We start from the raw sequence: 19958 nt of genomic DNA on the forward strand, positions 1-19958 counted from the left end.
ACTAATTATAAAATGGAACCGAAAAATAAAAAATAAAGGTAACTTAGTTAATGCAGTTTAGATGTCGAACAGCTTATGCCGGACAATTAAATCAGGTGTTTATGAATATTCTGGCTAATGCGATCGACGCCCTGGAGAGTTACAACCTCGATCGCGGGCCCAAAGCAGCGAAAGCCAATCCGATCGCGATCGCCATAACCACAGAATATTCAAGTCCCGATAAAATAATTGTGCGGATATCTGACAACGGCCCCGGTATGCCAGAAAATGTCAAAAAACTGCTGTTTGACCCGTTCTTTACGACTAAACCTGTGGGAAAAGGGACAGGATTGGGACTGTCAATCAGCTATAAAATTATCGTAGAAAAGCACAAAGGTATGCTGCGCTGCGATTCGACACCGGGATTGGGGACGGAATTCTCGATCGAGATTCCGCTGCAGCAAGAAGTCAGACAAGCTGTACCGTTTGTTTCGCGGAAAATATCGGAGGCAGCTTAGAAAGGGCCTGAGAAAATTTTTTTCTCATTAACTACTGTAATTCGGTAGAGTTATAGTATTATATGTAATAATGCCAAAACCAATACTGCTTTATGCAGCTTAAACCGTCGGCACTGCCGATACTGTATAACCGAAACACGGCGGGACTAAATATGTTCAGTGACTTGCAAATTATTTACGAACGCGACCCGGCGGCGCGCAACTGGCTGGAAGTATTATTTTGCTATCCCGGACTGCAAGCACTTTTTTTGCACCGGATAGCAAACTGGCTTTATTCCGCTGGGCTGCCGTTTGTACCGCGCTTGATTTCCCAACTGAGTCGGTTTTTAACAGGTATTGAGATCCACCCAGGAGCGAAAATTGGTAGGGGCGTGTTTATCGACCACGGCATGGGGGTGGTAATTGGCGAAACTGCGATCGTTGGAGATTATGCTGTCATTTATCAAGGAGCGACCATTGGTGGCACGGGTAAAGAAATAGGAAAACGGCATCCAACCCTGGGAGAAAATGTAGTGGTAGGGGCCGGTGCTAAAGTTTTAGGAAATATTCAAATTGGCAATAATGTTCGGATTGGTGCGGGTTCGGTGGTGCTGCGGGATGTCCCTAGCGATTGCACAGTTGTAGGAATTCCCGGTCGCATAATTTCTCGGAAAAAGCAGGTGGAAGATGCTCAAAATTCTCAAGACATACCGGATTTGGAAGCTCAAGCGATTCGAGCTTTGTTCGATAGAATTAAGGATTTAGAAGAGCAGGTTGATTTTTTAAAATCTCAATTATCTCCGCTCAAAACAACTCAATCAGAGCAAGCAGAGGTCGAAAAATATGAATTATTCCTCTCTTCGGATTTATTCATTACCCAGTTTTTAGATGGTGCAGGAATCTAGTAAAGCTTGAATTTATATAGATTTTTGCCAGCCACACTATCCTGCTGTCATTGGACAAACTAACTTTTATTCTTTCAGTAACTGGCTATGACTATTGCTTCTCTTTCCACTAAAACTTTTGATGAAACGAGCCGCCATATATTTCCTCGCCGCTCGCACTTGCCCAACAGAAGCAATGCTCTGTGGCGGATTGAAAGTGGAGTAGTGCGAACTGTAACGTGGCTTGAAGATGGCACAATTATCACCTTGGGATTGTGGGGGCCTGGTGATACGATCGGCAAACCGATATCAAAATGCGATCCTTTTCAAATTGAATGCCTCACTAAAGTCGAGGCAATTTTACTATCGGGCGAGCGCTGGCTAAATAGAGATATTTTGCTCACTCACATTCAGCAGGCTGAAGACTTTATGGTAATGCGAGGTTACAAAAGAGTTGATTTTATGCTCTATCAACTATTAATTTGGCTGGCTAAGAGGTTTGGTTCTGAGGTAGAGCAAGGACATCTGATCGATATGATTTTAACGCATCAGGACATTGCAGAAATCATCGGTACAAGTCGCGTAACTGTCACTCGCACCCTCGGTCATTTTGAGGAGCAAGGCTTGATCGATCGTCTGCCGCTCCACCGGATTATTCTGCAACCTTCAGATGTGTGGCACTACGAAATCTAAAAGGTTATTAACTGTTAATAGTTTACGAGCGCCGATGTAGGTGATAGGAATGCGCTGGAAAAGAATGTCTTCGGTGACAATGCGATATTCGAGCAAATTCAGAGTTCTCTAGACAGATAATTTGTAGCGAATTTGCGTTAATTGAATTTTCTCATCGACTTGTCAATAAGTTCAAAAGCAAGGGCGACGATCGCACTTGCTTTTATATTTCTCCTGATGTCTTTCTTCTCACTGCCAACAGAAGCGATATCTCGCACCTGTTGACTGCTGCCAAGTAGGTGAGTATGAATAAACTTAACGATGACACAGCATATATCCGCCTACCTACTTAGCAATTACTTTAAGGCGGTATTGCCTGTAAAATACTCGCTCCGTGCAACATTTGAGACTTTCGGGCTCTACCCGCTTCGGGGTGTTCCCAAGACGGTGCAAAGGGTGGAACCAAGAAGGAGCAAGCTTTCCACCCACCCTGTACCCCCACGCCGAGCATCAGGCAGTTTCCGCCCCTGTGTCCGTGCTGCTCGTAATACCGACAGTGCCGACAGCTTAAATTCCCTACATTTACGTTGCTCACGGGATTTCTCCAACCGTTTTTGTAATAAAAATATACTAACACCTGTATGTCTACCGGAATTATGTACTATTATATAATGTACAATTTAAACTCGATCGCCAGTGGGGAATGTGGAACTATCTTCTAGAGTACAATATGCCCTGTTAGCGCTCTTGGAACTGGCGAGTCACTACCCGAAGGATTCGCCCCTAACAGTAAACGAAATTACTGTTTCTCAAGAGATACCGGAACGCTATCTAGACCAAATTCTTGCTGTGCTGCGGCGTGCAAGTATTGTCCAGAGTTTGCGGGGTGCTAAAGGCGGTTATTTGCTGGCGAAAGATCCTTGGCAAATTACTTTGCTAGAGGTGTTTTCGACACTCGAAGGATCGGGCAGTGGCCCGGCCCAAAAAGTTTCGGAATCTGTAACAATAGAAAAAACTGCGGTGCTAGAAATCTGGCAGGAAGCTCAACAGGCATCTTGGGCTGTTTTGGGGAAATACACATTACAAGATTTGTGCGAACAGCGGGATGTTCGCAAACAAGCACATCCCATGTACTACATTTAAGGGGAGATAGATTAAGCCATGAGAATTGCTAAGGATGTTACAGGAATAATTGGCAGAACTCCATTAGTTCAGCTCAATAAAATTCCCCAAGCCGAAGGAGTAGTTGCTCAAATTGTGGCCAAATTGGAAGGGATGAATCCGGCTGCTTCGGTGAAAGATCGGATTGCGGCGAGCATGATTCATGCGGCAGAAGATGCGGGGTTAATTCAACCGGGGAAAACTATTTTAGTAGAACCGACTTCAGGAAATACTGGAATTGCTTTGGCAATGATTGCGGCGGCGAAAGGCTACAGTCTGATTTTAACGATGCCGGATACGATGAGTTTAGAGCGCCGATCGATGCTGAAAGCTTATGGAGCTCAGTTGGAATTAACTCCGGGACATGAAGGGATGTTAAGCGCGATCGCCCGTGCGGAAGAAATTGTAGAAGAAACCCCCAATGCTTTCATGCTGCAACAGTTTCGCAACCCCGCTAATCCAAAAATTCACCGTGAAACAACGGCTGAGGAAATTTGGGAAGATACAGAGGGTAAAGTAGATTTTTTAGTTGCTGGAGTTGGCACCGGCGGTACGATTACTGGAGTTGCTGAAGTAATTAAACCGCGAAAGTCCAGTTTTAGGGTAATTGCAGTTGAACCAGCCACCAGCCCCGTCCTTTCTGGAGGCAAATCTGGTGCTCACAAAATTCAAGGGATTGGCGCAGGATTCATCCCAGAAGTGTTGAAACCAGAGTTAATTGATGAGGTAATCGCAGTTAGCGATGCAGATGCGATCGCCTACAGTCGCCGACTTGCCAGAGAAGAAGGATTTTTGTCAGGAATTTCTGCAGGCGCCGCTTTGTGTGCCGCAATTCAAGTCGGCAAGCGTCCCGAAAATGCGGGAAAACTGATAGTTTTTGTGCAGCCTTCTTATGGCGAACGCTACCTCAGTACAGCCTTGTTCAAAGATTTAGAATTGCCAACGATCCGCGAACTCGAATCATTAGTCAGCAATTATTAAATTGTAGGTAGGGCCTTGGTGACAACTTAACGTCAAACCGACCGTCTCTCTTGTTGTATCGAAGTCGAGATCCCCCCTCACCCCCCTTAATAAAGGGGGGACAAGATTCTTCTCAAAGTCCCCCTTCTTAAGGGAGGACAAGATTCTTCTCAAAGTCCCCCTTCTTAAGGGGGATTTAGGGGGATCTCGACTCGGCTATAAACAAAATATACAAAGGTTTTTACGGGATTTTTGACAGCAATACTCCTGGCATTACCCTACTTTTCAGACTTGATACAATTTCCAACTAGCCATCGCCAACATTCCGTAAATTACAAACTTTAGTGGGCGTTGAGGCATAATTTGGCAGAATTTAGCACCTACCAAAACTCCCGGCACCGAACCCAACCAAATCGGCAAAACTAAACTCCAGTCTACCGTTCCGAGGCTGAGGTGTCCCACAGATGTAAACATCAACAAAATTGCCGCCTGGGAAATATCTGTACCCACCAATTTAGAAGTATCCAGGCGGAAAAAAGCAATCAGCAACAGTGCAAACATAGCACCGGAAGACACGCTAGTGATTCCCACTATGCAGCCTAAAATTGCTGCCGCACTCACAGTACAAATACGGCCATAATTAGTATTTAAGTCCCATTCACGGGGCGAAGGCAATTTAAAATTAGGGAAAAATGTTTTGACCACTAATTGGGTCAGCGATAAAGCGACAATGAGGGCGAGCCCTACTCCAAGACAGCGCAGCAATATGCTGTCTAAGTTCTGACTGCCGCTGGATTTGATGCAGTGTAAAATCCACACGCCAGTCAGCGAACCGGGCACGCTGCCCAAAGCCAGCCACTTCACTATTTGCAAGTCGAGGGTTTTTTGCTGCCAGTGTTTGAAGCCACCAACAACTTTCATCAGTGTAGCAGCTACGACATCCGAACTAATAGCAATTGATGCCGGAACCTGGAAGACGAAAATTAACATTGGGGTGATGAGCGAGGCTCCGCCGACTCCGGTCAAACCAACCAGAATGCCCACAAAAAAGCTGAGAAAGGATAGTAATAAGTAGTTCACTGTTATGCCCAAAAACTGTGTATTTAAGCGCTGCCAACCAACCAACCAACAAATAGATAACTGGCGCGGCTCCGGCAACACAGCTACACAAGCAAAATCTTACTCGCCTTCCAATCTTTCTAGTCAGGAATTTTGCTATTCAACGCTTGAGACTTACCGCGCTTTCAGCTACAGAATTTTTGGTAAAAGTAAGTAAAGACCAATAAACAAAACTACATAACTTGTAGTGCAAAAGCTCCCTGATTTTCTGATATCTACCTGTGTAACTGATTAAAAACCCTCGATTTATTTATGGGGTTTATATTCGACTTTTTACCTTGAAGTGACGAGCGTCACAGGTAAAGCAGAGCTGAGGTTAACCGACTGTTGGCTGGAAAAGAAATCGGGAGTATCGAGAACATTAAAATGAATCAATGCCACAATGACAACTGTGAAGGCAGTTGATGATATTAAACCCGTCAATAACTCTTTTTTGAGGTTTTTTTCCTTGGGTTTGTCTGTAACAATATCTAAAGTTCCTAGCTGCATCAACAGAATTCCCGCAATATTGGAAAGCCAGTAGCCGACAATTGTGCAAGGAAACAGTAAATCTGGGGAAAGCCAACTAAAGATATACCCAAAGGCGTAGGCAATTGGCAGATTGAAAAATATGTCGTTCCACCAACATAGCGGTGATAGCAAATATCCAATTGCCAGAAGCAACCCGCCTCGGATTTTTTTAAACCAGACTTCCTTAAAGCTTTTAGCTTGTGGCAACTGTTGGGTGAGTTGTTCTGCAAGCTGGTACTCTTTGCTGACTTTTTTAGCGTTTTCCACGTTGATAACTCATAACTCTATCGACTTACCGTAGTTTAGCATCCCTGCAGAGCTATGTCTAGTAAGTCAATCGAGTTACCGTATTTTCTTGGTGATCGGCTGAAGATACTTTGTTTCCGGTAGAAAAATATCTATCCGGGAGAGGTTGTTGAGAATGCTGCCTGGTGTGGGTTTAGGCTGCGATCGAGAAATTGAAAGCTTCAGGCAAATGCTTGACAGTTTGCCAAAGATATGCAATATCGATACCCCAGTAAAATTGCAGGTAAACGAGCAAAAGCCCGATCGCAACTGTCACGCCTAGCAATTTAGGGACTATTTTCGCGACAGTCTCCAGCACTACGAATGCGGCCCAGATAGCAGCACCTAAGATGAGAATGGAAGCACTCGTGGCAACTATATCGCTATTCATGATTAACTCCTGTTGACAATCAATCGGGTATTACAAAACTACTTGGGCTCAGGGCAGTTGCCAAAATTGAATAAATTACTCCAATTCCCAATAAGCCCACAGCAAAACTGAAAAATAAAACCATGGCGTCTGGGGGATTGTAGGTATCGTGGTCAATTTGGTGGCGAACGGTGAAGTAGTGCTTAGTTGAGATTAAGACTGTCGCCCAACCTATTAGAGAAAAGATTAAACCCAACTTCCACCCCATCGCCTGGCGGTAATGTGCGGGCATTTGCACGACGCGAAGTCGGATGATGACGACGCCAAAACCCATGAGGGCGATCGCGGCCCGCATCCATGCTAAGAAGGTGCGCTCATTTGCCGATCGATCGATCGCCCGCGACAGATTGGGCTGCTTTGGTTTCTCATCATCTACTTGCATCGGTTGGAACGATAATTGCACGCGATCGAACTCTTTAATATTCATCTTAAACGGTCACCATTATTCAGGTGCCATCAAACCTTCTAAGCTAGAAGGAACGGTGAACATATAATAAATTACCCCAGCGCCTAAAATGGCGATCGCCAGACTGAAAAGAATTACCCAGCGATCGGTAGGTTCATAAGTATCGTAATCGATATCGTGGCGGACGCCGAAGTAGTGCTTAGTTGAGAATAACACCGTCAGCAAACCCACTGCTGAAAAAAGCAAACCCAACTTCCAACCATTGCCGGGAGTTGGCAGCAGAGGGGCATGGAAGGTGCGAAGGCGGACGATAACAACGCCAAAACCCATCAGCGATATTGCTGTCCGCATCCATGCTAAATAAGTGCGCTCGTTTGCCAAGTGATCCCGCACCCGCGACGGATTTGGTCGCCTAATCTTTTCTGTATTTACTTTCGTGGATTTCCAATTTAATAGCATAGATTAGCCTTTTAATATTAACTCCAAATATCAAGGTAAATTGATAGATTTCTGCTGGGACGATTATCCGCCGGGGATAGCTCCCCGGCGGGTTGTTGCGTTGGAACAAACTTTACACAGCCGATCGCATTACAAGTTCACCAAAACTAATCATTTTCCTCAGTTGGTGCGTTGGGAACTTGTGCATCTATGTAAGCCTGAGTCACATCAGGAACAAACCAATTCGCATCCCCAGGCTGGAAAACTTTAGCAGTAGGAACGTTGAATTCTACAGCGCCCGTATCGGGATTAGCTATCGCTACAACTTGAGTTCCGTCAACTATCTTAACAGCTAGACCGCCAGTCAATTCTTCTGAAGGTTTATCGACAGACCTTAAATCGGTTGCTTTGAGATCGCTGGGCAGATAAATTCCATCGCAATCCCATTTATGTTCAGTTGTTTGGCCGTCAGCTAGAAAATAAAGGGCATTCTCGTAAGTAGAAGAAGCGGCTTTTTTGCCTTTCGGGCCGTAGACAGCCAGGGTTTTTCCTGTCTCGTTGCGGCACTGACCCCAAGCTTTTCCCGTTTCTAAAGTGTATTTTTGAAACTCCAATTGAGAGATTTTTTGCTGAAGTTGCTCAGGGGTATAAGTCTGGGCGAGATTGGGCGCATCTTTCGCTGTCCTGAGAGTGTTTAGAGCTTGAGTCACCTCTATGTAATCGGGATTTGTCGCATATTTTGGCGTTTTTGGAGCGTCGGCCCAGGAGGGGGGAACAAATACTAAATTGGCGGCCATTACCAACAGCACTAAAACAAATTTGAAGATTTTCACAATTTTTGTCCTTTTCTAGATTGTCAGGTTTTTTCCAACTTTCTGTTTGCTTGCTATCTTAGGACTTAGGCCAAAACGATATCTCTTTAACTGGTTTGTCGGAAAAACCAAATTGTGCAGAAGCGAAAAATCGGTTTTTTCAGCATTCTACCTATTGTCAGAGTCGCTCTGCGTAGAGTAGGGGCGAAGTGTTCGGGCGATATTTTATGGATTAATCCTCAAGTTTTTAGCTTGGTTGGATTCACCACTACTACAGAATTTATTGAGACAAAAGGTATATTGTTGCCTAAGTCGGGCAATTGGCTAGCTCAAAAGATGGTTTCAGCTTTCGTGAATACTTGAGGCTAAATTAGTTTGAAGCTGCTTTTAGCTTGGTTACTCACTTCATTATTAACTTAGCATATTTGTTGATAAAATTCAAGCGATATAGCGCAAACTTTAAGCAAACAATTGTTAAGGCAAAAGTGATGAGTTAGGACTTATGATTTATGGCAAATTATCTATCTATAGAGGGAGGAAAGTAGCAGAAAATTGGCGAATACTTAGTTAGATTGAAATGCCGGGAGCAGGCGATACGTACCGCTTTCAATCAGAATAAATATTCCCAAGCCAATTAATACAAAAGGGACAACAGCCTGGCTATACCGAGTCAAAATACGGGCGATCGCCCTTTGGCGAGTTAACCGGTAAGCGGCATAAGACCAAACACCTACCATCACCGAGAAAACCGCCAAAATCACCACCAAGCTCGGCAAATCGCTGCTAGCAAACAGCGGCAAATAAATACCGATGTTGTCACCCCCGTTGGCGACTGTTACCGCAGCCACATTCAAAGTTTGGGGATTGAAAAGATTGGCGAGTTTTGACAGAACAGATGAGTTAGATTGACGGTTAAATTCGCCCGATACGGCTTGTACGTCATTTTCCTCATTTTCTCTCTTGACTAAGTGACTGATGCCGATCGCGATCGGAACCAAACCTAGCAAGCCAATCCAAGCTTTCGGCACAATTAAACCGCCAAAAAAACCGGGCAAACTAGCAGCGATGAGTGCTGCAAATCCGAGGTACTTACCGACAAAGATATGCCGGGGGCGGAAAGTATCATTTACCTGGGCGAAGAACAGCATCGAAAGCACCATATCGTCTATATTGGTTGCGGCAAAAGATGTAATCCCGGTAATAATCGCTGCTGCAATCCAATTCATGTGCTGTCCCTGCAATTTTTCTAAACTTCTGTTTCGCTGGTGTTACTTCTGCTCATAGTTATCAAACAGAAACCGCACCCAACTAAAGATATTATACTTAAAGTTGGGCTTGCCAGAGTGCCGCTTTTCACCAGAATTGCCATTCCCAATCCGATCAAAACAAAAGGCACAAGCTGATTGCCGTAACGAGTCAAAGTATCTGCGATCGCCCGCATTTGAATTAACCGATAAGCAGCGTAGCACCAAACGCCTACCATCCCGAAGAATACAGTTAGAACCACCGCCAAACTTTCTAAAGTATTGCTAGCAAAAAGTGGCACATATATCCCGATATTGTCGCCCCCATTGGCCACCGTCACCGCTGCTACGCTGTAAGTTTGAGGAGACAGAAAATTGCTAAAAAAAGAGTTCTCAGATTTCTCTAATTCTCCCTCAACTTCCGAATCGTCAGTTTCTGAATTCAGCAAGCGGCTAAGCCCGATCGCAATTGGCAGCAAACCCAGCATTCCGATCCAATCTGGCGGAAAGATTAAGCGGCCAAAAAAGCCGGGAAGGCTAGCCAAAACAAGTGCAGTAAAGCCCAGAAACTGACCGAAGACGATATGCCTGCGCCGAAATACTGCATTCACCTGCGAGAAAAATAGCAGCAAAATCAGAATATCGTCAAGGTTGGTAGCCGTAAAAGCTGTCATCCCCGTAGAAATTGCTGTTAGTAATTCATTCATTTATGTGTCTCCTCAGATTTTTTATTTCGTTGTACTTGCTGGGCTCGTATCTTCGGAACGGGCAAGATGCCCGTTGCACAAAAATTAAATTTTATTGTGGGCTGTTGATCGGAGCAACGCCTTTGAAATGCTGAGCGAGAATGCTGCAATATCTCAGTAAAAGCCCCGTTGCTTAAAAACTCTTTCTCCGAACAGCGAACTGGTAACTGTTAATCAAAAACGATCGCTGTCAAAGGGAACGGCTTTCAATCGAACACCGCCGTAAATTGGATTTTCTTCCTCGAATTTGGCGTGAATTGCGTCAATACCCTGCTGCATCGATCCCGTCAGTTCAGGGGAACGCAGCCGCTGCCAGAAAAACCATCCGCAAGTAACCACCAAGTACATCAAGAACAAGTAAGGAAACGCATCGTAAGGAGCTTCGGGAGGTGGGAACATAGTGCTGCCGGGAATGCCCACGCTGCCCGCAATCGGAATCATCATAAATGCGATCGCCACAGCCGAAAATGCTACATCCCGCAGGCGCAATTTACCAATTTTGTGTAGGTAAACCGGGGCTGCGATCGAAATTAAGACGTACACGGTTAAAAATCCGTAGCTGCAAATTGCCCCCAAATAACCCATACAATCGAACAGTTTGATGTCAAACATAGACATCACAGCAGGCACCAAAAATGTCAGAAATGTACACAGGGTTACTGCAACGTGGGGAGTTTTATTAGACGAATGCGCTACACCTAATGAAGAGTGAAACAAACCGTGGCGCGCCATCATAAAAAACACTCTCGCGGCTGGATTGATGCTGCCGAGCACGCAAGCAAAAAAGCTAAATAAAGCGCCGAAAGCAACTAACTGTCCCAGCCAACCCATCCCGACTTGTTGCGCTAGAAAAGTCAGAGGTTCTTCACTATTAGTAATAGAAACTCCAGTACCGCTAAAACCCAAAACCTCAATATAGGTCATCAGAACGAAGAATAAGCCTGCCATGACAGCACTGCCCATCACAGCCCTGGGGATATTTTTTAAGGGTTTTTTCGCTTCGTCGCCCAGAGATGTAGCGCTTTCAAAACCAGAGAAACCAAACATTACTAATACAAGTCCCGTCGCTATGTTCCCCGGAGTTACGCCTTCCAAAGTTAATTGGGACATATCTAAGGCAAAACCTTTGTGCGCCCAGATGATAATTCCTAAGATAAAAATCGCCGCCACTGATGCCCCCTCCAGCCACAGCATCGCCATAGCTGAAAGCTGGATATCTTTATAACCTGCATACCAAGCAACGCCAGCCCCGATCGCTAACAGCGTAATCGGTGACGGATGGATGCCTAAATGACCGATGAAAGTACCCGTAAAGTTGGCAAAACCACACAAAACGGACATCGCAGTAAATAGATAAGCCAGTACCAAACTCCAGCCGCAAATTACGCCGGCAGTCGGGCCAAGTCCTTTAACAATATAAGAATAAAGAGAACCGGCAGAAGCCGATCGACTCGCAAATTGGTTGATATTGATGCTGACAAATACTAGGCCCATCAAGCCGATGAGAAAGCTCAGCCAAGCCCCGTTACCCGAAAGAGCGACAATTAACCCTAGATTAGATGCGGGTATAGTTGTAGGTGCAATCACCGCAAAGGATTGAGCTAAAACCTCCCCGAAGGAGAGGCAGTCCGGCTTTAAGCCGTGTGTACTCTGATTTTTTGGTGTTTTCTTAGTCATTTATCTTCTCTATTTTTGTCGATCGACTTTTGGCGATCGGCTTAAAATTGTCGGTGCTGCTTCAGCATTGGGCCCTGCGTTAGAAGCTTGAACATAACTGTAATCCCCTTCTGGGGTAGAATCAAATGTTGTTTTTTATCGAATTAATAAATACAAGTGATGCAGTGCCGCCACAAAAGAACTGTTGGAATAGCAGATGTATCTGTCGCCAAAATCTCAAACCCTTGACGTTAAAAGGAAACTTTAAATAACGGCTGGCAACCGTGCTTTTTTGGTAATTCCAACCTGTACAATAGAGTCGAAAACTTCAGGTCAAAGCTTAGCCGCAAGAGATTTTAATCTCAAAAAATAACTGTATTTAGTAAAAGGGTACTCAGCATGGCCGGAATGACACTTGACCAACTGCGAGTTTTTCTAGCTGTCGCGGAACACCTGCACTTCAGCCGCGCAGCGGAGGAACTTTACATTACCCAACCCGCTGTCAGCGCGACCATCCAAAGCTTAGAGGCGCAATACGGAGTAAAACTATTTCACCGCATCGGCCGCCGCATCGAAATCACAGATGCTGGGAAGTTGCTGCAAGTTGAAACTCAGAAAATTCTCGACCAAGTTGCTTTGACTGAGAGAGGTTTGCGGGAGTTGAACGACTTGCAGCGAGGCGATTTAAACTTGGGTTGCAGTCTGACCATTGGCAATTATTGGTTGCCTGATAAACTTAGCAAGTTCAAACAAAAACATCCTGGTATTTGCGTGAATTGTACTCTGGCAAATGCCGAAGAAATTTGTGCGGGTACGGCGACGGGAACATTTGATTTGGGTTTAGTGACGGGAGACATCAAAGCTTCGCTTAAGAGCACGCTGGAAGAAGAAGTTGTAGGCAGCGAACGCTTGCTGATTGTAGTTGGCAAATCTCACCCTTGGTTTGAACAAACAGATGTGAGTTTAGCGGAAATTGCGAAAACGGATTGGGTGATGCGAGAATCTGGTTCGGGAGTTCAGCAAATGTTGGAACAAGCTTTGCAAAGTTGGGAAATTAATCCCCATGAATTGAATGTAACTTTAGTGTTGAACAGTAGTGAAATGGTAAAAGCTGTGGTGGAAAGTGGCACAGGTGCAGCGGCTATTCCTGAATTGATGGTAAAAAAAGAATTGCAGCTATCTACACTGCGATCGATTAAAATTATAGATAGCAAACCAAGTTCTAATGTATCTTTTGAAATAATTAAACCTGTTTTAAAACTGAAGCACCGACAGCGTTTTCAAACTAGAATTACTAAAGCTTTTGAAGAGATATTAAGTCAAGGTGCTGGTAATTGCTAATTCAGGACTTAGGCACGAATACTCAAGAAACCTATTTTTTTACCGACATCAAAAGCTAAACTCCCTGTATTTTCGTAAAGAAACCCGGTTTTTGGCTACCCCTGCGTCCACGATTATAATTATCTCTCAACCAACTTCCTCAAGTCCAATAAATTTTTACCCCCATCACCAACAATCAGCGGCAATTTCCCATCCCATTTTTCTATAGCCTGCCTTTCCAAAAGTTCCGGAGTCAAATTGTCCCGCAGCAACCTTTGCACTTCGGCTTCTCCCTTGGCTAAATTCACCTTAGCGTCCGCCTGTTTTGCTGCCTTCAGCGCTAAAAACTCCCCTTTTTTTGCCTCCTGTTCGGCAATTTGTTTCGCCTCCACTGCCTCGCTAAACCGCTCAGAAAAGTGAACGTGTACTAAAGAAATATCGTCAACGGCAATGTGATACGTAACCAGCCTCAAGGTCAAAGAATCATCAACTGCGGCTTTAAGTTCTCCCCGTTTAGTAATTATTTCTTCAGCCGTATATTTTGCCATAACTGCTTTTAATACTTCTTCAACAGCAGGCTCTATAATGCGAGCTACGACTTCTTTCTCGTCACCTATTTGTTGAAAAATAGCATTTGCTTCTTCTGGGAGAATATGCCAGTTGAGCGCTACATCCGTGAAAACATCTTGCAAATCTTTTGAGGAAGCTTCAGCGGAACTTTCCTGTTTTTGCACCCTAACGCTCAACTTTTTTACAGTATAAACTGTGGGTACTATTACGTTAATTCCTTCTCCGAGTACCTGTTCTTGCACTTTACCAAACTGCATCAGCACGCCCCGTTCTCCGGCGTTGACAATGACAAAGAATTTGGACAAAATAGATAAAAATACTATCAATAGAGCTAGCTTAACAGCTAGGTAAACATCCTTATTTTTTTTAGTGCTTGATTTGAGTAAGTCAACGTTACTGGTAGATTCTAAAACCATATTTCACCCCGAATATCGCACTTAATTATCGGCTCAATATTGACTGAATAGATATTTTATTTTCCTGCCCTCAACAACTGTTCAAAATCCGCTGCTGCCAAAGGAGGACTGAACAAATATCCTTGCATTATATCGCACTTATAGCGCCAGAGAAAATCTTTTTCTGCTTCGGTTTCAACTCCTTCGGCAATTACCTCAAGACAGAGACTATGCGCCATTTCAATAATAGCTTTCACAATCGCTGCATTTGTGCAACCATCGGTTATCTTGCTGATAAAACAGCGGTCTATTTTTAAAGTATCGAAGGGATATTGCGTCAGATAGCTTAAAGAAGAATAGCCAGTTCCGAAATCGTCAAGAGATATACAAACTCCCAAATTTTTCAAGTGTTGTAAAGTCGCGATCGCACTTTCGGCATCTTCTACCATCAAACTTTCTGTCAGCTCTAATTCCAAACTGCTCGCTTCCAAACCAGTTTCTGCTAAAATTTGGGCAACTCTACTGCTGAGATCCGGTTGGTGAAATTGGCGTGGCGACAGATTCACCGCTATTCGGAGCGGAAAACCAGCATTTTGCCAAACTTGCATTTGCCTGCAAGCTGTCTTTAAAACCCACTCGCCTAACTGTACAATGAAGCCAGTTGCTTCGGCATGGGGGATAAATTCTGTGGGCGAAATCAGCCCTTTTTCTGGATGTACCCAGCGCACTAAAGCTTCTGCGCTCATAATTTTACCAGTCTGGACATTGACCTGCGGCTGATAGTAAACTTGGAATTCTTCTCGTTTCAGTGCATTGCACAAACAAGTTTTTATCTGCTCTAATTTGTCGGTCGTATTTTGGGTATATTCGCTGCTTTGCGATCGCAAAGTATTGTACTGTTCGGCGACAGCTTCTTGTTTTTTCAAGCGGCTCGATATCGCGCCCACAAGTTCAGCTTTACTAAAAGGTTTAGTTAGGTAATCATCTGCTCCCAATTCCATACCTTGCCGCATTTCAGAGCGATCGGCTTTACCTGTGAGAAAAACAAAAGGTACTGTAGCAGTAACAGGATTCGATCGCAAAGCCACTAGCACCCCATATCCGTCAAGTTCTGGCATCATCACGTCGCAAATAATCACGTCGGGAACATTTGACACCGCCGCATATAAACCTTTTGCTCCATTTTCTGCACCCGTCACGTCGAAACCTTCAGCTTTGAGGAGTTTGAGAATATTCTCCCGAATTACTTGCTCGTCCTCAATCACTAGAATCTTTTTCATACGTCATTCCCTGAAAGCGGTATAATTGATAGGCGTTACTGAACGCGATAAGCGTCCCAATAACTGAGAACGCACAGATCGATGGGCCCAACAGCCGAATATTTTCCGACACAAATAGCAAACACCGGAAAAACGCTAATTTTTCAAGCACAACTAGATTAATGTTTCTCTGCTTACTCAGTGCCGTCCGTATTATTACGAGGTTAATTAATAATCTCTCAACTAATTCTAGGCGATCGATAGTTAGCAGCGCCTTAAATAACTGCTAAACTAATTGTGCCACCTGAACGATTGTCTGCAAACAATCTCAGCCTATTTATAGCAGTTGCCAAAAACCATGCAACTGTAAGCAAGTTCCAAACCCTTGCGGAGTCAGTCTTCCCCATTCTTCAATGTAAAATCTCAACTTTTCAATCTCAAATGGTATTACCTACTGGATTCCCTGAACCCGCCCAGATTGGGGTCATAGAAGTTAAGCAATATCCTCAGTACCGCGCTGTCACCTACACCCATGCGGGCGATTTGCGACAAGCAACTGGCATCGCCTTCAATCCCTTATTTCAACACATCAGCAACAACCAAATTGCGATGACAACGCCAGTAGAAGCGCGCTACACCGAAACTTCCGGGCCAATCGATGCGGTTCCCCAAGCAAAAGTTTCGTTCCTCTATCCCGAACCAAATATCGCCCCCAGCAGCGTTAACTCCGCTGTAGAAGTCACAGATACTTCGCCGATGACGGTTGTCAGCATCGGCGTAGGCGGGGCCTACACTTGGGAAAGCTACGAAAATAACCTCCAGAAACTCAAAGATTGGCTTCAAGAACATCCTGAATACGAAATAGTCGGGCCGCCGCGCCGCTTTTTTTACAATTCCCCGATGACGCCGGAAGCAACTAAAATCAGCGAGGTACAAATTCCGATCAAGTGCCGCTGACGTGAACAACTAATTCGCGAATGTGACCCCGCTGGCGGTGTTCCCACAGGTAAATTCCCTGCCAAGTTCCTAACAGCAACCTGCCGCGATCGATCGGGATTTGTTCAGAAGTATGAGTCAGCGCCGTGCGAATGTGTGCCGGCATATCGTCTGGGCCTTCGGCATCGTGAATGTAGCGATCGCCCTCCGGTACCAGTTTAGCTAAAAAGTTAGCCAAATCCTTAAGTACATCCGGGTCAGCATTTTCTTGAATCACCAAACTAGCAGAAGTGTGGCGCAAAAATAAGCTACAAAGTCCCGTTTTAATACCTGAATTAGCCACCGCATCTTCTATCTTAGGAGTGATTTTGCACAGAGATTTCCCTGTAGTTTGAATCTTGAGTATCTGTTGATAGTGATTCATTCGATTTTAGATTTTAGATTTTGGATGAGACTGATGCAAAAGTCTTCTGTCGGCGGAGGTAGACTTTGTTTGTGTACGATCGATTTCTAATCGCACTTATGAAAAATAGTCTACAACAGCTTGGGCGATAGCTTCCGTACCATTTTTATCCAATTTATCCGACAAACAGGGCGGATGCAGCGGTTGTCGCAAAAACTCCCAATCCCCCTCAAAAAACTCCCTCGCCGTCAAGATTTGATGTTCCGCATAATTTTGAATCCCTTCCAGCAACACCGCAGCTTCTGCAAAACCTTCTCTCATTATAGAAACAACAGGTATTTCCAAGCGCAAAGCTTCCGCAAAAGTGCTGTATCCCGGTTTAGAAACTAAGCGCCCGCAGACAGGCATAATATCAACCGGACGCGGTAAAATCGGGAAAGATTGTGCAAACTCCTGATTTTTGACATAAATCAAATTCGGCAAATCGGGAGCTCCCGCATCAAAAGTAATAAATTGCCAGTCACTAAATTGCTGTAAATTTTGATAAGGAATTTCCTCTAAACCCAATCCGCCGAAAGTCAACAATACAGTTTTTTCCAGCGGTGTTTCGATCCCGAATACTTCCCGAATTTTTTCGTTACTGTAGCGAGGATTGCCGCCAGTCAAGCCAACATCTTGAATATTTGGGAAAGCTGCCATCGGTTCGTGCAAAGGAAGACGAAAAAGCCGATCGCACATTCCGAAACATTCACCAATCCAATCTGCCATTTCTACAAATTCCCCGCCCCAATCGCGATAGATAAAATCCCACCCAAAATTGCTCATCATCCAGCAAGGAACCCCAGCCGCTGCTGCCATTCGCGTTGCCAAAGGAGGAATATCTGCCAGCACCAAACCCACCCGATTTTGCTTGATAAAATTAACTTCGCTTGCAATTAGGGAATTTTGCTTTTTCCGAATTTCCCGTAATTTTTCCAGCGTCGCGTCTTTATCCATATTCAAACTGTCAGCTTGAACGACACCCACATCAAAAGCGCGGGGACGGTGTATAAAGTCGCCACCAATATAAGATTCTAGCAGCCAGCGAGGTGCTGTTGTTGTGATAATTAGTAAAATATCTGGATTTAATTCTTGAATTTTTGCAGCTACGGAGGAGACTCGGACAGCGTGGCCGAATCCGTGATTCGTGATGGCAATATATAATGTTGGTCGAGACATTGATAATAGGGAATGGGGAATGGGGAATGGGGAATTGGGAATTGGGAATTGGGCATCGGGGAGCGGGAATTGCGGTAGAGACTGGAAGGCAACAATGCCAAGCTTCAAGCGACGCACCACCCACAATGACACAATTAATAACGAATGACTAATGATTAAGCGGTTGTGTATTTTACTTGTATATTCCTAACCTTGCTCAGAGCAACTGCCCAGAAGAGTCTTATTATTATTGACTATAATAAAATTAGTTTTTAATGATGAACGCCACTCCTCTCTTTATGAATAAATTAAAACTAAAATTTTTCCTCATAACTTAATTATAAGTGTACAGGCATCGAATATGCCAGAACTCATCAATCGGACGCACCCTCAGACCAAACAGGCAATTGATTAATCTTGTCCAGAGTTATATCTACATACTTTTTACCGTCCCCCGCCAGATTTTCCCCAAAATATCCCTCATCGCCGTCGTGCTTGTGAGGGCCGCTCAAAGCTGCTGCATAGCGGCCTTGCAAACGAGCTTGATTGAAAGGAGAATTCGCGTACCAGTACCAGCGACTCGGAAAAACTATGCCGCCGATATCCTCAATTGAATCGCGAGTGCCGCGAAAGTGGAAAATGCGATCGGCCTCTGCAAAACCATTTTCTCCCGAAAACACGCCTCCAACCGACACAACCGTAATTTCTGCCTTCAGCCATTCTTTAAGATAGGGAGTAGCACCCAAAGCAACTTGTGCACCGCCGCTAGTGCCAATTAAAATAACTTTCAAAGGTTTTTGAGGATTAACTGAAATGGGAGATTTAGCATTCATGCGATCGATAATTGCCTTAGCCATTCCCTGATTGTATGCAAAACCGTAGCGATAATCTAGAGAAATTGCAAACCTCCAGAGATTGCGAATTTTGATGAATATATCCCCCGCAATCGGCCCGCTTTTTGCCTGTTCTGCAAACCGCCAAAAAGGACCTAGCCACCGCACTCCTCCTAAACTTTTGTTAGAAACTGAGTAAGGAAAAACATCGCCCACTGCTACGCACTGCGGGTGACTTTTAACTAAGTGCTTGAGAAAAAACTCTTCGCCCGGGGTTAATTCGTCCCCCGAAAAATCGCCAACTCCTGGTAAAAAGATGATATAACAATTGAGTGGCGCAGACTTACGCGCTTCTAAATTGCCCTTGTTTGAAGGCAATATCTCCGGCGGATTTTTCTTGATACCCAACGTTTCGGCACTTTGATTCAGCCACCATATAACCGTCCCCACCGGCGAAAGAATTCCCCAAATTATTAGGATTACACCTGCGATGAGCAACAAATTTAAACTTCCCCCCCGCAGCCATGCAAGTATGCGTAAAATCAATCTTAGCATTTAATTAAATCTGGTAGAATGCCAATTAATTACCTAATTACGTAGAAATAGTTCGGTGATTCTGCTGTATTAGACATTATTTTGTAAAAGTTGTCAACTATCTTGAGGAGCAGGAGTTCAACGTGAAGGGAGAAGATTCAATCGCAGGTTTGGGCGCAACGCTTTGGAATGCACTTTCTTTGAACGGCAATTTTTACGAAAAAACTCCCTACACTCGCAGAACTAAGCGAATAGCTTTAACAATTGTAATTTTAGCTGCGCTGTCCCGCGTGTTGGGTAGTGCAGTCATCTTGTTGATCAACCGAACTGAGCTATCAGTATTATTTCTAGGACTTTGGATAGAGGGTTTCGCTATCGCGGGGGGTTATTATTTTTGGACTTTCACTATCTTTAAAATCGGGCAGTGGCTGAAATCGGGACACGTAACTTATGGGGAGTTGCTGGTTCCGATCGGCTTTGCCTACGCCCCCCAAGTGCTGAATTTCTTAACGTTAATTCCTTTGCTGGGAGAAGGAATACAGCGGATATTAGCTGTGTGGAGTTTGCTAGCTGTAATTGTAGCGGTTCGCCAAGGTTTGGATATTAAAACTCGCTGGGCGGTGTTAATTTGTTTTGTGGGTTGGCCGTTGATTCAAATTGCGATCGGCTTTGTGGAAGTATTTGAACAGTTGCTTTCACGATGGCTTTAATT

At 44.5% G+C, this 19958-nt stretch carries 24 protein-coding genes; 9 read left to right on the forward strand and 15 right to left on the reverse strand.

The features are described 5' to 3' along the window. Positions 1–50 precede the first annotated feature (50 nt). From QUB37_RS21645 to QUB37_RS21655, 3 genes are all read left to right on the forward strand, one after another. Positions 51–497, forward strand: coding sequence for an ATP-binding protein (locus QUB37_RS21645; protein WP_333165946.1), 447 nt, complete (start codon positions 51–53; stop codon positions 495–497). Positions 498–649: 152 nt separating this feature from the next. Continuing rightward, the gene (cysE, locus tag QUB37_RS21650) at positions 650–1381 is read left to right on the forward strand and encodes a serine O-acetyltransferase (RefSeq protein ID WP_445251314.1); all 732 of its coding nucleotides are present in this window, start codon (positions 650–652) and stop codon (positions 1379–1381) included. A gap of 87 nt (positions 1382–1468) precedes the next feature. Beyond that, the gene (locus tag QUB37_RS21655) at positions 1469–2053 is read left to right on the forward strand and encodes a Crp/Fnr family transcriptional regulator (protein ID WP_333165951.1); all 585 of its coding nucleotides are present in this window, start codon (positions 1469–1471) and stop codon (positions 2051–2053) included. Positions 2054–2393: 340 nt separating this feature from the next. On the opposite strand, the gene QUB37_RS21660 is transcribed toward QUB37_RS21655, so the two are convergent. Continuing rightward, positions 2394–2627 carry a hypothetical protein gene (locus QUB37_RS21660; RefSeq protein WP_333165954.1) on the reverse strand — a complete coding sequence of 78 codons (234 nt, stop codon included), beginning with the start codon at positions 2625–2627 and terminating at the stop codon, positions 2394–2396. Positions 2628–2737: 110 nt separating this feature from the next. On the opposite strand from QUB37_RS21660, the gene QUB37_RS21665 reads away from it, so the two are divergent. Both QUB37_RS21665 and cysK read left to right on the forward strand, forming a co-directional pair. Beyond that, positions 2738–3175, forward strand: coding sequence for an Rrf2 family transcriptional regulator (locus QUB37_RS21665; protein WP_333165957.1), 438 nt, complete (start codon positions 2738–2740; stop codon positions 3173–3175). An 18-nt stretch (positions 3176–3193) separates the two neighbouring features. After that, positions 3194–4174 carry a cysteine synthase A gene (gene cysK, locus QUB37_RS21670; RefSeq protein WP_333165959.1) on the forward strand — a complete coding sequence of 327 codons (981 nt, stop codon included), beginning with the start codon at positions 3194–3196 and terminating at the stop codon, positions 4172–4174. A gap of 264 nt (positions 4175–4438) precedes the next feature. Here cysK and QUB37_RS21675 read toward each other — a convergent pair whose 3' ends face one another. The 6 genes from QUB37_RS21675 to QUB37_RS21700 all read right to left on the reverse strand — a co-directional run bounded on the left by QUB37_RS21675 (position 4439) and on the right by QUB37_RS21700 (position 8174). Continuing rightward, the gene (locus QUB37_RS21675; protein ID WP_333165960.1) at positions 4439–5233 is read right to left on the reverse strand and encodes a sulfite exporter TauE/SafE family protein; all 795 of its coding nucleotides are present in this window, start codon (positions 5231–5233) and stop codon (positions 4439–4441) included. A gap of 312 nt (positions 5234–5545) precedes the next feature. After that, entirely contained in the window at positions 5546–6049 is a 504-nt protein-coding gene (locus tag QUB37_RS21680; protein WP_333165963.1) for a hypothetical protein, read from the reverse strand. Between the two features lie 172 nt (positions 6050–6221). Then, positions 6222–6458 carry a hypothetical protein gene (locus QUB37_RS21685; protein WP_333114783.1) on the reverse strand — a complete coding sequence of 79 codons (237 nt, stop codon included), beginning with the start codon at positions 6456–6458 and terminating at the stop codon, positions 6222–6224. 19 nt (positions 6459–6477) lie between these two features. Beyond that, complete coding sequence (locus tag QUB37_RS21690; RefSeq protein ID WP_333114785.1) at positions 6478–6924, reverse strand: YidH family protein; 447 nt, start codon at positions 6922–6924, stop codon at positions 6478–6480. 15 nt (positions 6925–6939) lie between these two features. Continuing rightward, a complete protein-coding gene (locus QUB37_RS21695; RefSeq protein WP_333083967.1) occupies positions 6940–7362 on the reverse strand; it encodes a YidH family protein in 423 nt (140 codons plus the stop codon). A gap of 146 nt (positions 7363–7508) precedes the next feature. Beyond that, entirely contained in the window at positions 7509–8174 is a 666-nt protein-coding gene (locus tag QUB37_RS21700; RefSeq protein WP_333165967.1) for a hypothetical protein, read from the reverse strand. Between the two features lie 114 nt (positions 8175–8288). Between QUB37_RS21700 and QUB37_RS21705 the strand changes: the two genes are divergently transcribed. After that, positions 8289–8516 (forward strand): hypothetical protein, encoded by a 228-nt coding sequence (locus QUB37_RS21705; protein ID WP_333114789.1) that lies wholly within the window; start codon positions 8289–8291, stop codon positions 8514–8516. 200 nt (positions 8517–8716) lie between these two features. On the opposite strand, the gene QUB37_RS21710 is transcribed toward QUB37_RS21705, so the two are convergent. The 3 genes from QUB37_RS21710 to QUB37_RS21720 all read right to left on the reverse strand — a co-directional run bounded on the left by QUB37_RS21710 (position 8717) and on the right by QUB37_RS21720 (position 11820). Next, positions 8717–9379: a cadmium resistance transporter gene (locus tag QUB37_RS21710; RefSeq protein WP_333165969.1), complete on the reverse strand. Its 663-nt coding sequence runs from the start codon at positions 9377–9379 to the stop codon at positions 8717–8719. Positions 9380–9399: 20 nt separating this feature from the next. Then, positions 9400–10104 carry a cadmium resistance transporter gene (locus tag QUB37_RS21715; RefSeq protein WP_333165972.1) on the reverse strand — a complete coding sequence of 235 codons (705 nt, stop codon included), beginning with the start codon at positions 10102–10104 and terminating at the stop codon, positions 9400–9402. Between the two features lie 213 nt (positions 10105–10317). Further along, positions 10318–11820: an APC family permease gene (locus tag QUB37_RS21720; protein ID WP_333165974.1), complete on the reverse strand. Its 1503-nt coding sequence runs from the start codon at positions 11818–11820 to the stop codon at positions 10318–10320. Between the two features lie 387 nt (positions 11821–12207). Here QUB37_RS21720 and QUB37_RS21725 point away from each other — a divergent pair, with 387 nt between their 5' ends. Beyond that, the gene (locus QUB37_RS21725; protein WP_333165976.1) at positions 12208–13140 is read left to right on the forward strand and encodes a LysR family transcriptional regulator; all 933 of its coding nucleotides are present in this window, start codon (positions 12208–12210) and stop codon (positions 13138–13140) included. A 119-nt stretch (positions 13141–13259) separates the two neighbouring features. Here the strand turns inward: QUB37_RS21725 and QUB37_RS21730 are convergent, their stop codons facing one another. Together QUB37_RS21730 and QUB37_RS21735 are read right to left on the reverse strand one after the other, a co-directional pair. After that, positions 13260–14105 carry a prohibitin family protein gene (locus QUB37_RS21730; RefSeq protein ID WP_333165979.1) on the reverse strand — a complete coding sequence of 282 codons (846 nt, stop codon included), beginning with the start codon at positions 14103–14105 and terminating at the stop codon, positions 13260–13262. 56 nt (positions 14106–14161) lie between these two features. Then, positions 14162–15364 carry an EAL domain-containing response regulator gene (locus QUB37_RS21735; protein WP_333165981.1) on the reverse strand — a complete coding sequence of 401 codons (1203 nt, stop codon included), beginning with the start codon at positions 15362–15364 and terminating at the stop codon, positions 14162–14164. A gap of 420 nt (positions 15365–15784) precedes the next feature. Here QUB37_RS21735 and QUB37_RS21740 point away from each other — a divergent pair, with 420 nt between their 5' ends. Continuing rightward, positions 15785–16300 (forward strand): heme-binding protein, encoded by a 516-nt coding sequence (locus tag QUB37_RS21740; protein WP_333165983.1) that lies wholly within the window; start codon positions 15785–15787, stop codon positions 16298–16300. Here the strand turns inward: QUB37_RS21740 and QUB37_RS21745 are convergent. The 3 genes from QUB37_RS21745 to QUB37_RS21755 all read right to left on the reverse strand — a co-directional run bounded on the left by QUB37_RS21745 (position 16287) and on the right by QUB37_RS21755 (position 19267). Then, positions 16287–16703 carry a secondary thiamine-phosphate synthase enzyme YjbQ gene (locus QUB37_RS21745; RefSeq protein WP_333165987.1) on the reverse strand — a complete coding sequence of 139 codons (417 nt, stop codon included), beginning with the start codon at positions 16701–16703 and terminating at the stop codon, positions 16287–16289. The genes QUB37_RS21740 and QUB37_RS21745 overlap by 14 nt on opposite strands. Before the next feature lie 96 nt (positions 16704–16799). Continuing rightward, positions 16800–17900, reverse strand: a complete 1101-nt coding sequence (locus QUB37_RS21750; RefSeq protein ID WP_333166022.1) for a glycosyl transferase — start codon at positions 17898–17900, stop codon at positions 16800–16802. A gap of 353 nt (positions 17901–18253) precedes the next feature. Then, entirely contained in the window at positions 18254–19267 is a 1014-nt protein-coding gene (locus tag QUB37_RS21755; RefSeq protein ID WP_333165989.1) for a hypothetical protein, read from the reverse strand. A gap of 122 nt (positions 19268–19389) precedes the next feature. On the opposite strand from QUB37_RS21755, the gene QUB37_RS21760 reads away from it, so the two are divergent. Then, on the forward strand, positions 19390–19956 hold the full coding sequence (locus QUB37_RS21760) for a hypothetical protein (RefSeq protein WP_333165990.1): 567 nt from the start codon (positions 19390–19392) through the stop codon (positions 19954–19956). The last annotated feature ends 2 nt before the right edge of the window (positions 19957–19958 follow it).

Origin of the sequence: Microcoleus sp. AT3-A2 (assembly GCF_036705685.1) — a bacterium.
Lineage (GTDB): Bacteria > Cyanobacteriota > Cyanobacteriia > Cyanobacteriales > Microcoleaceae > Microcoleus.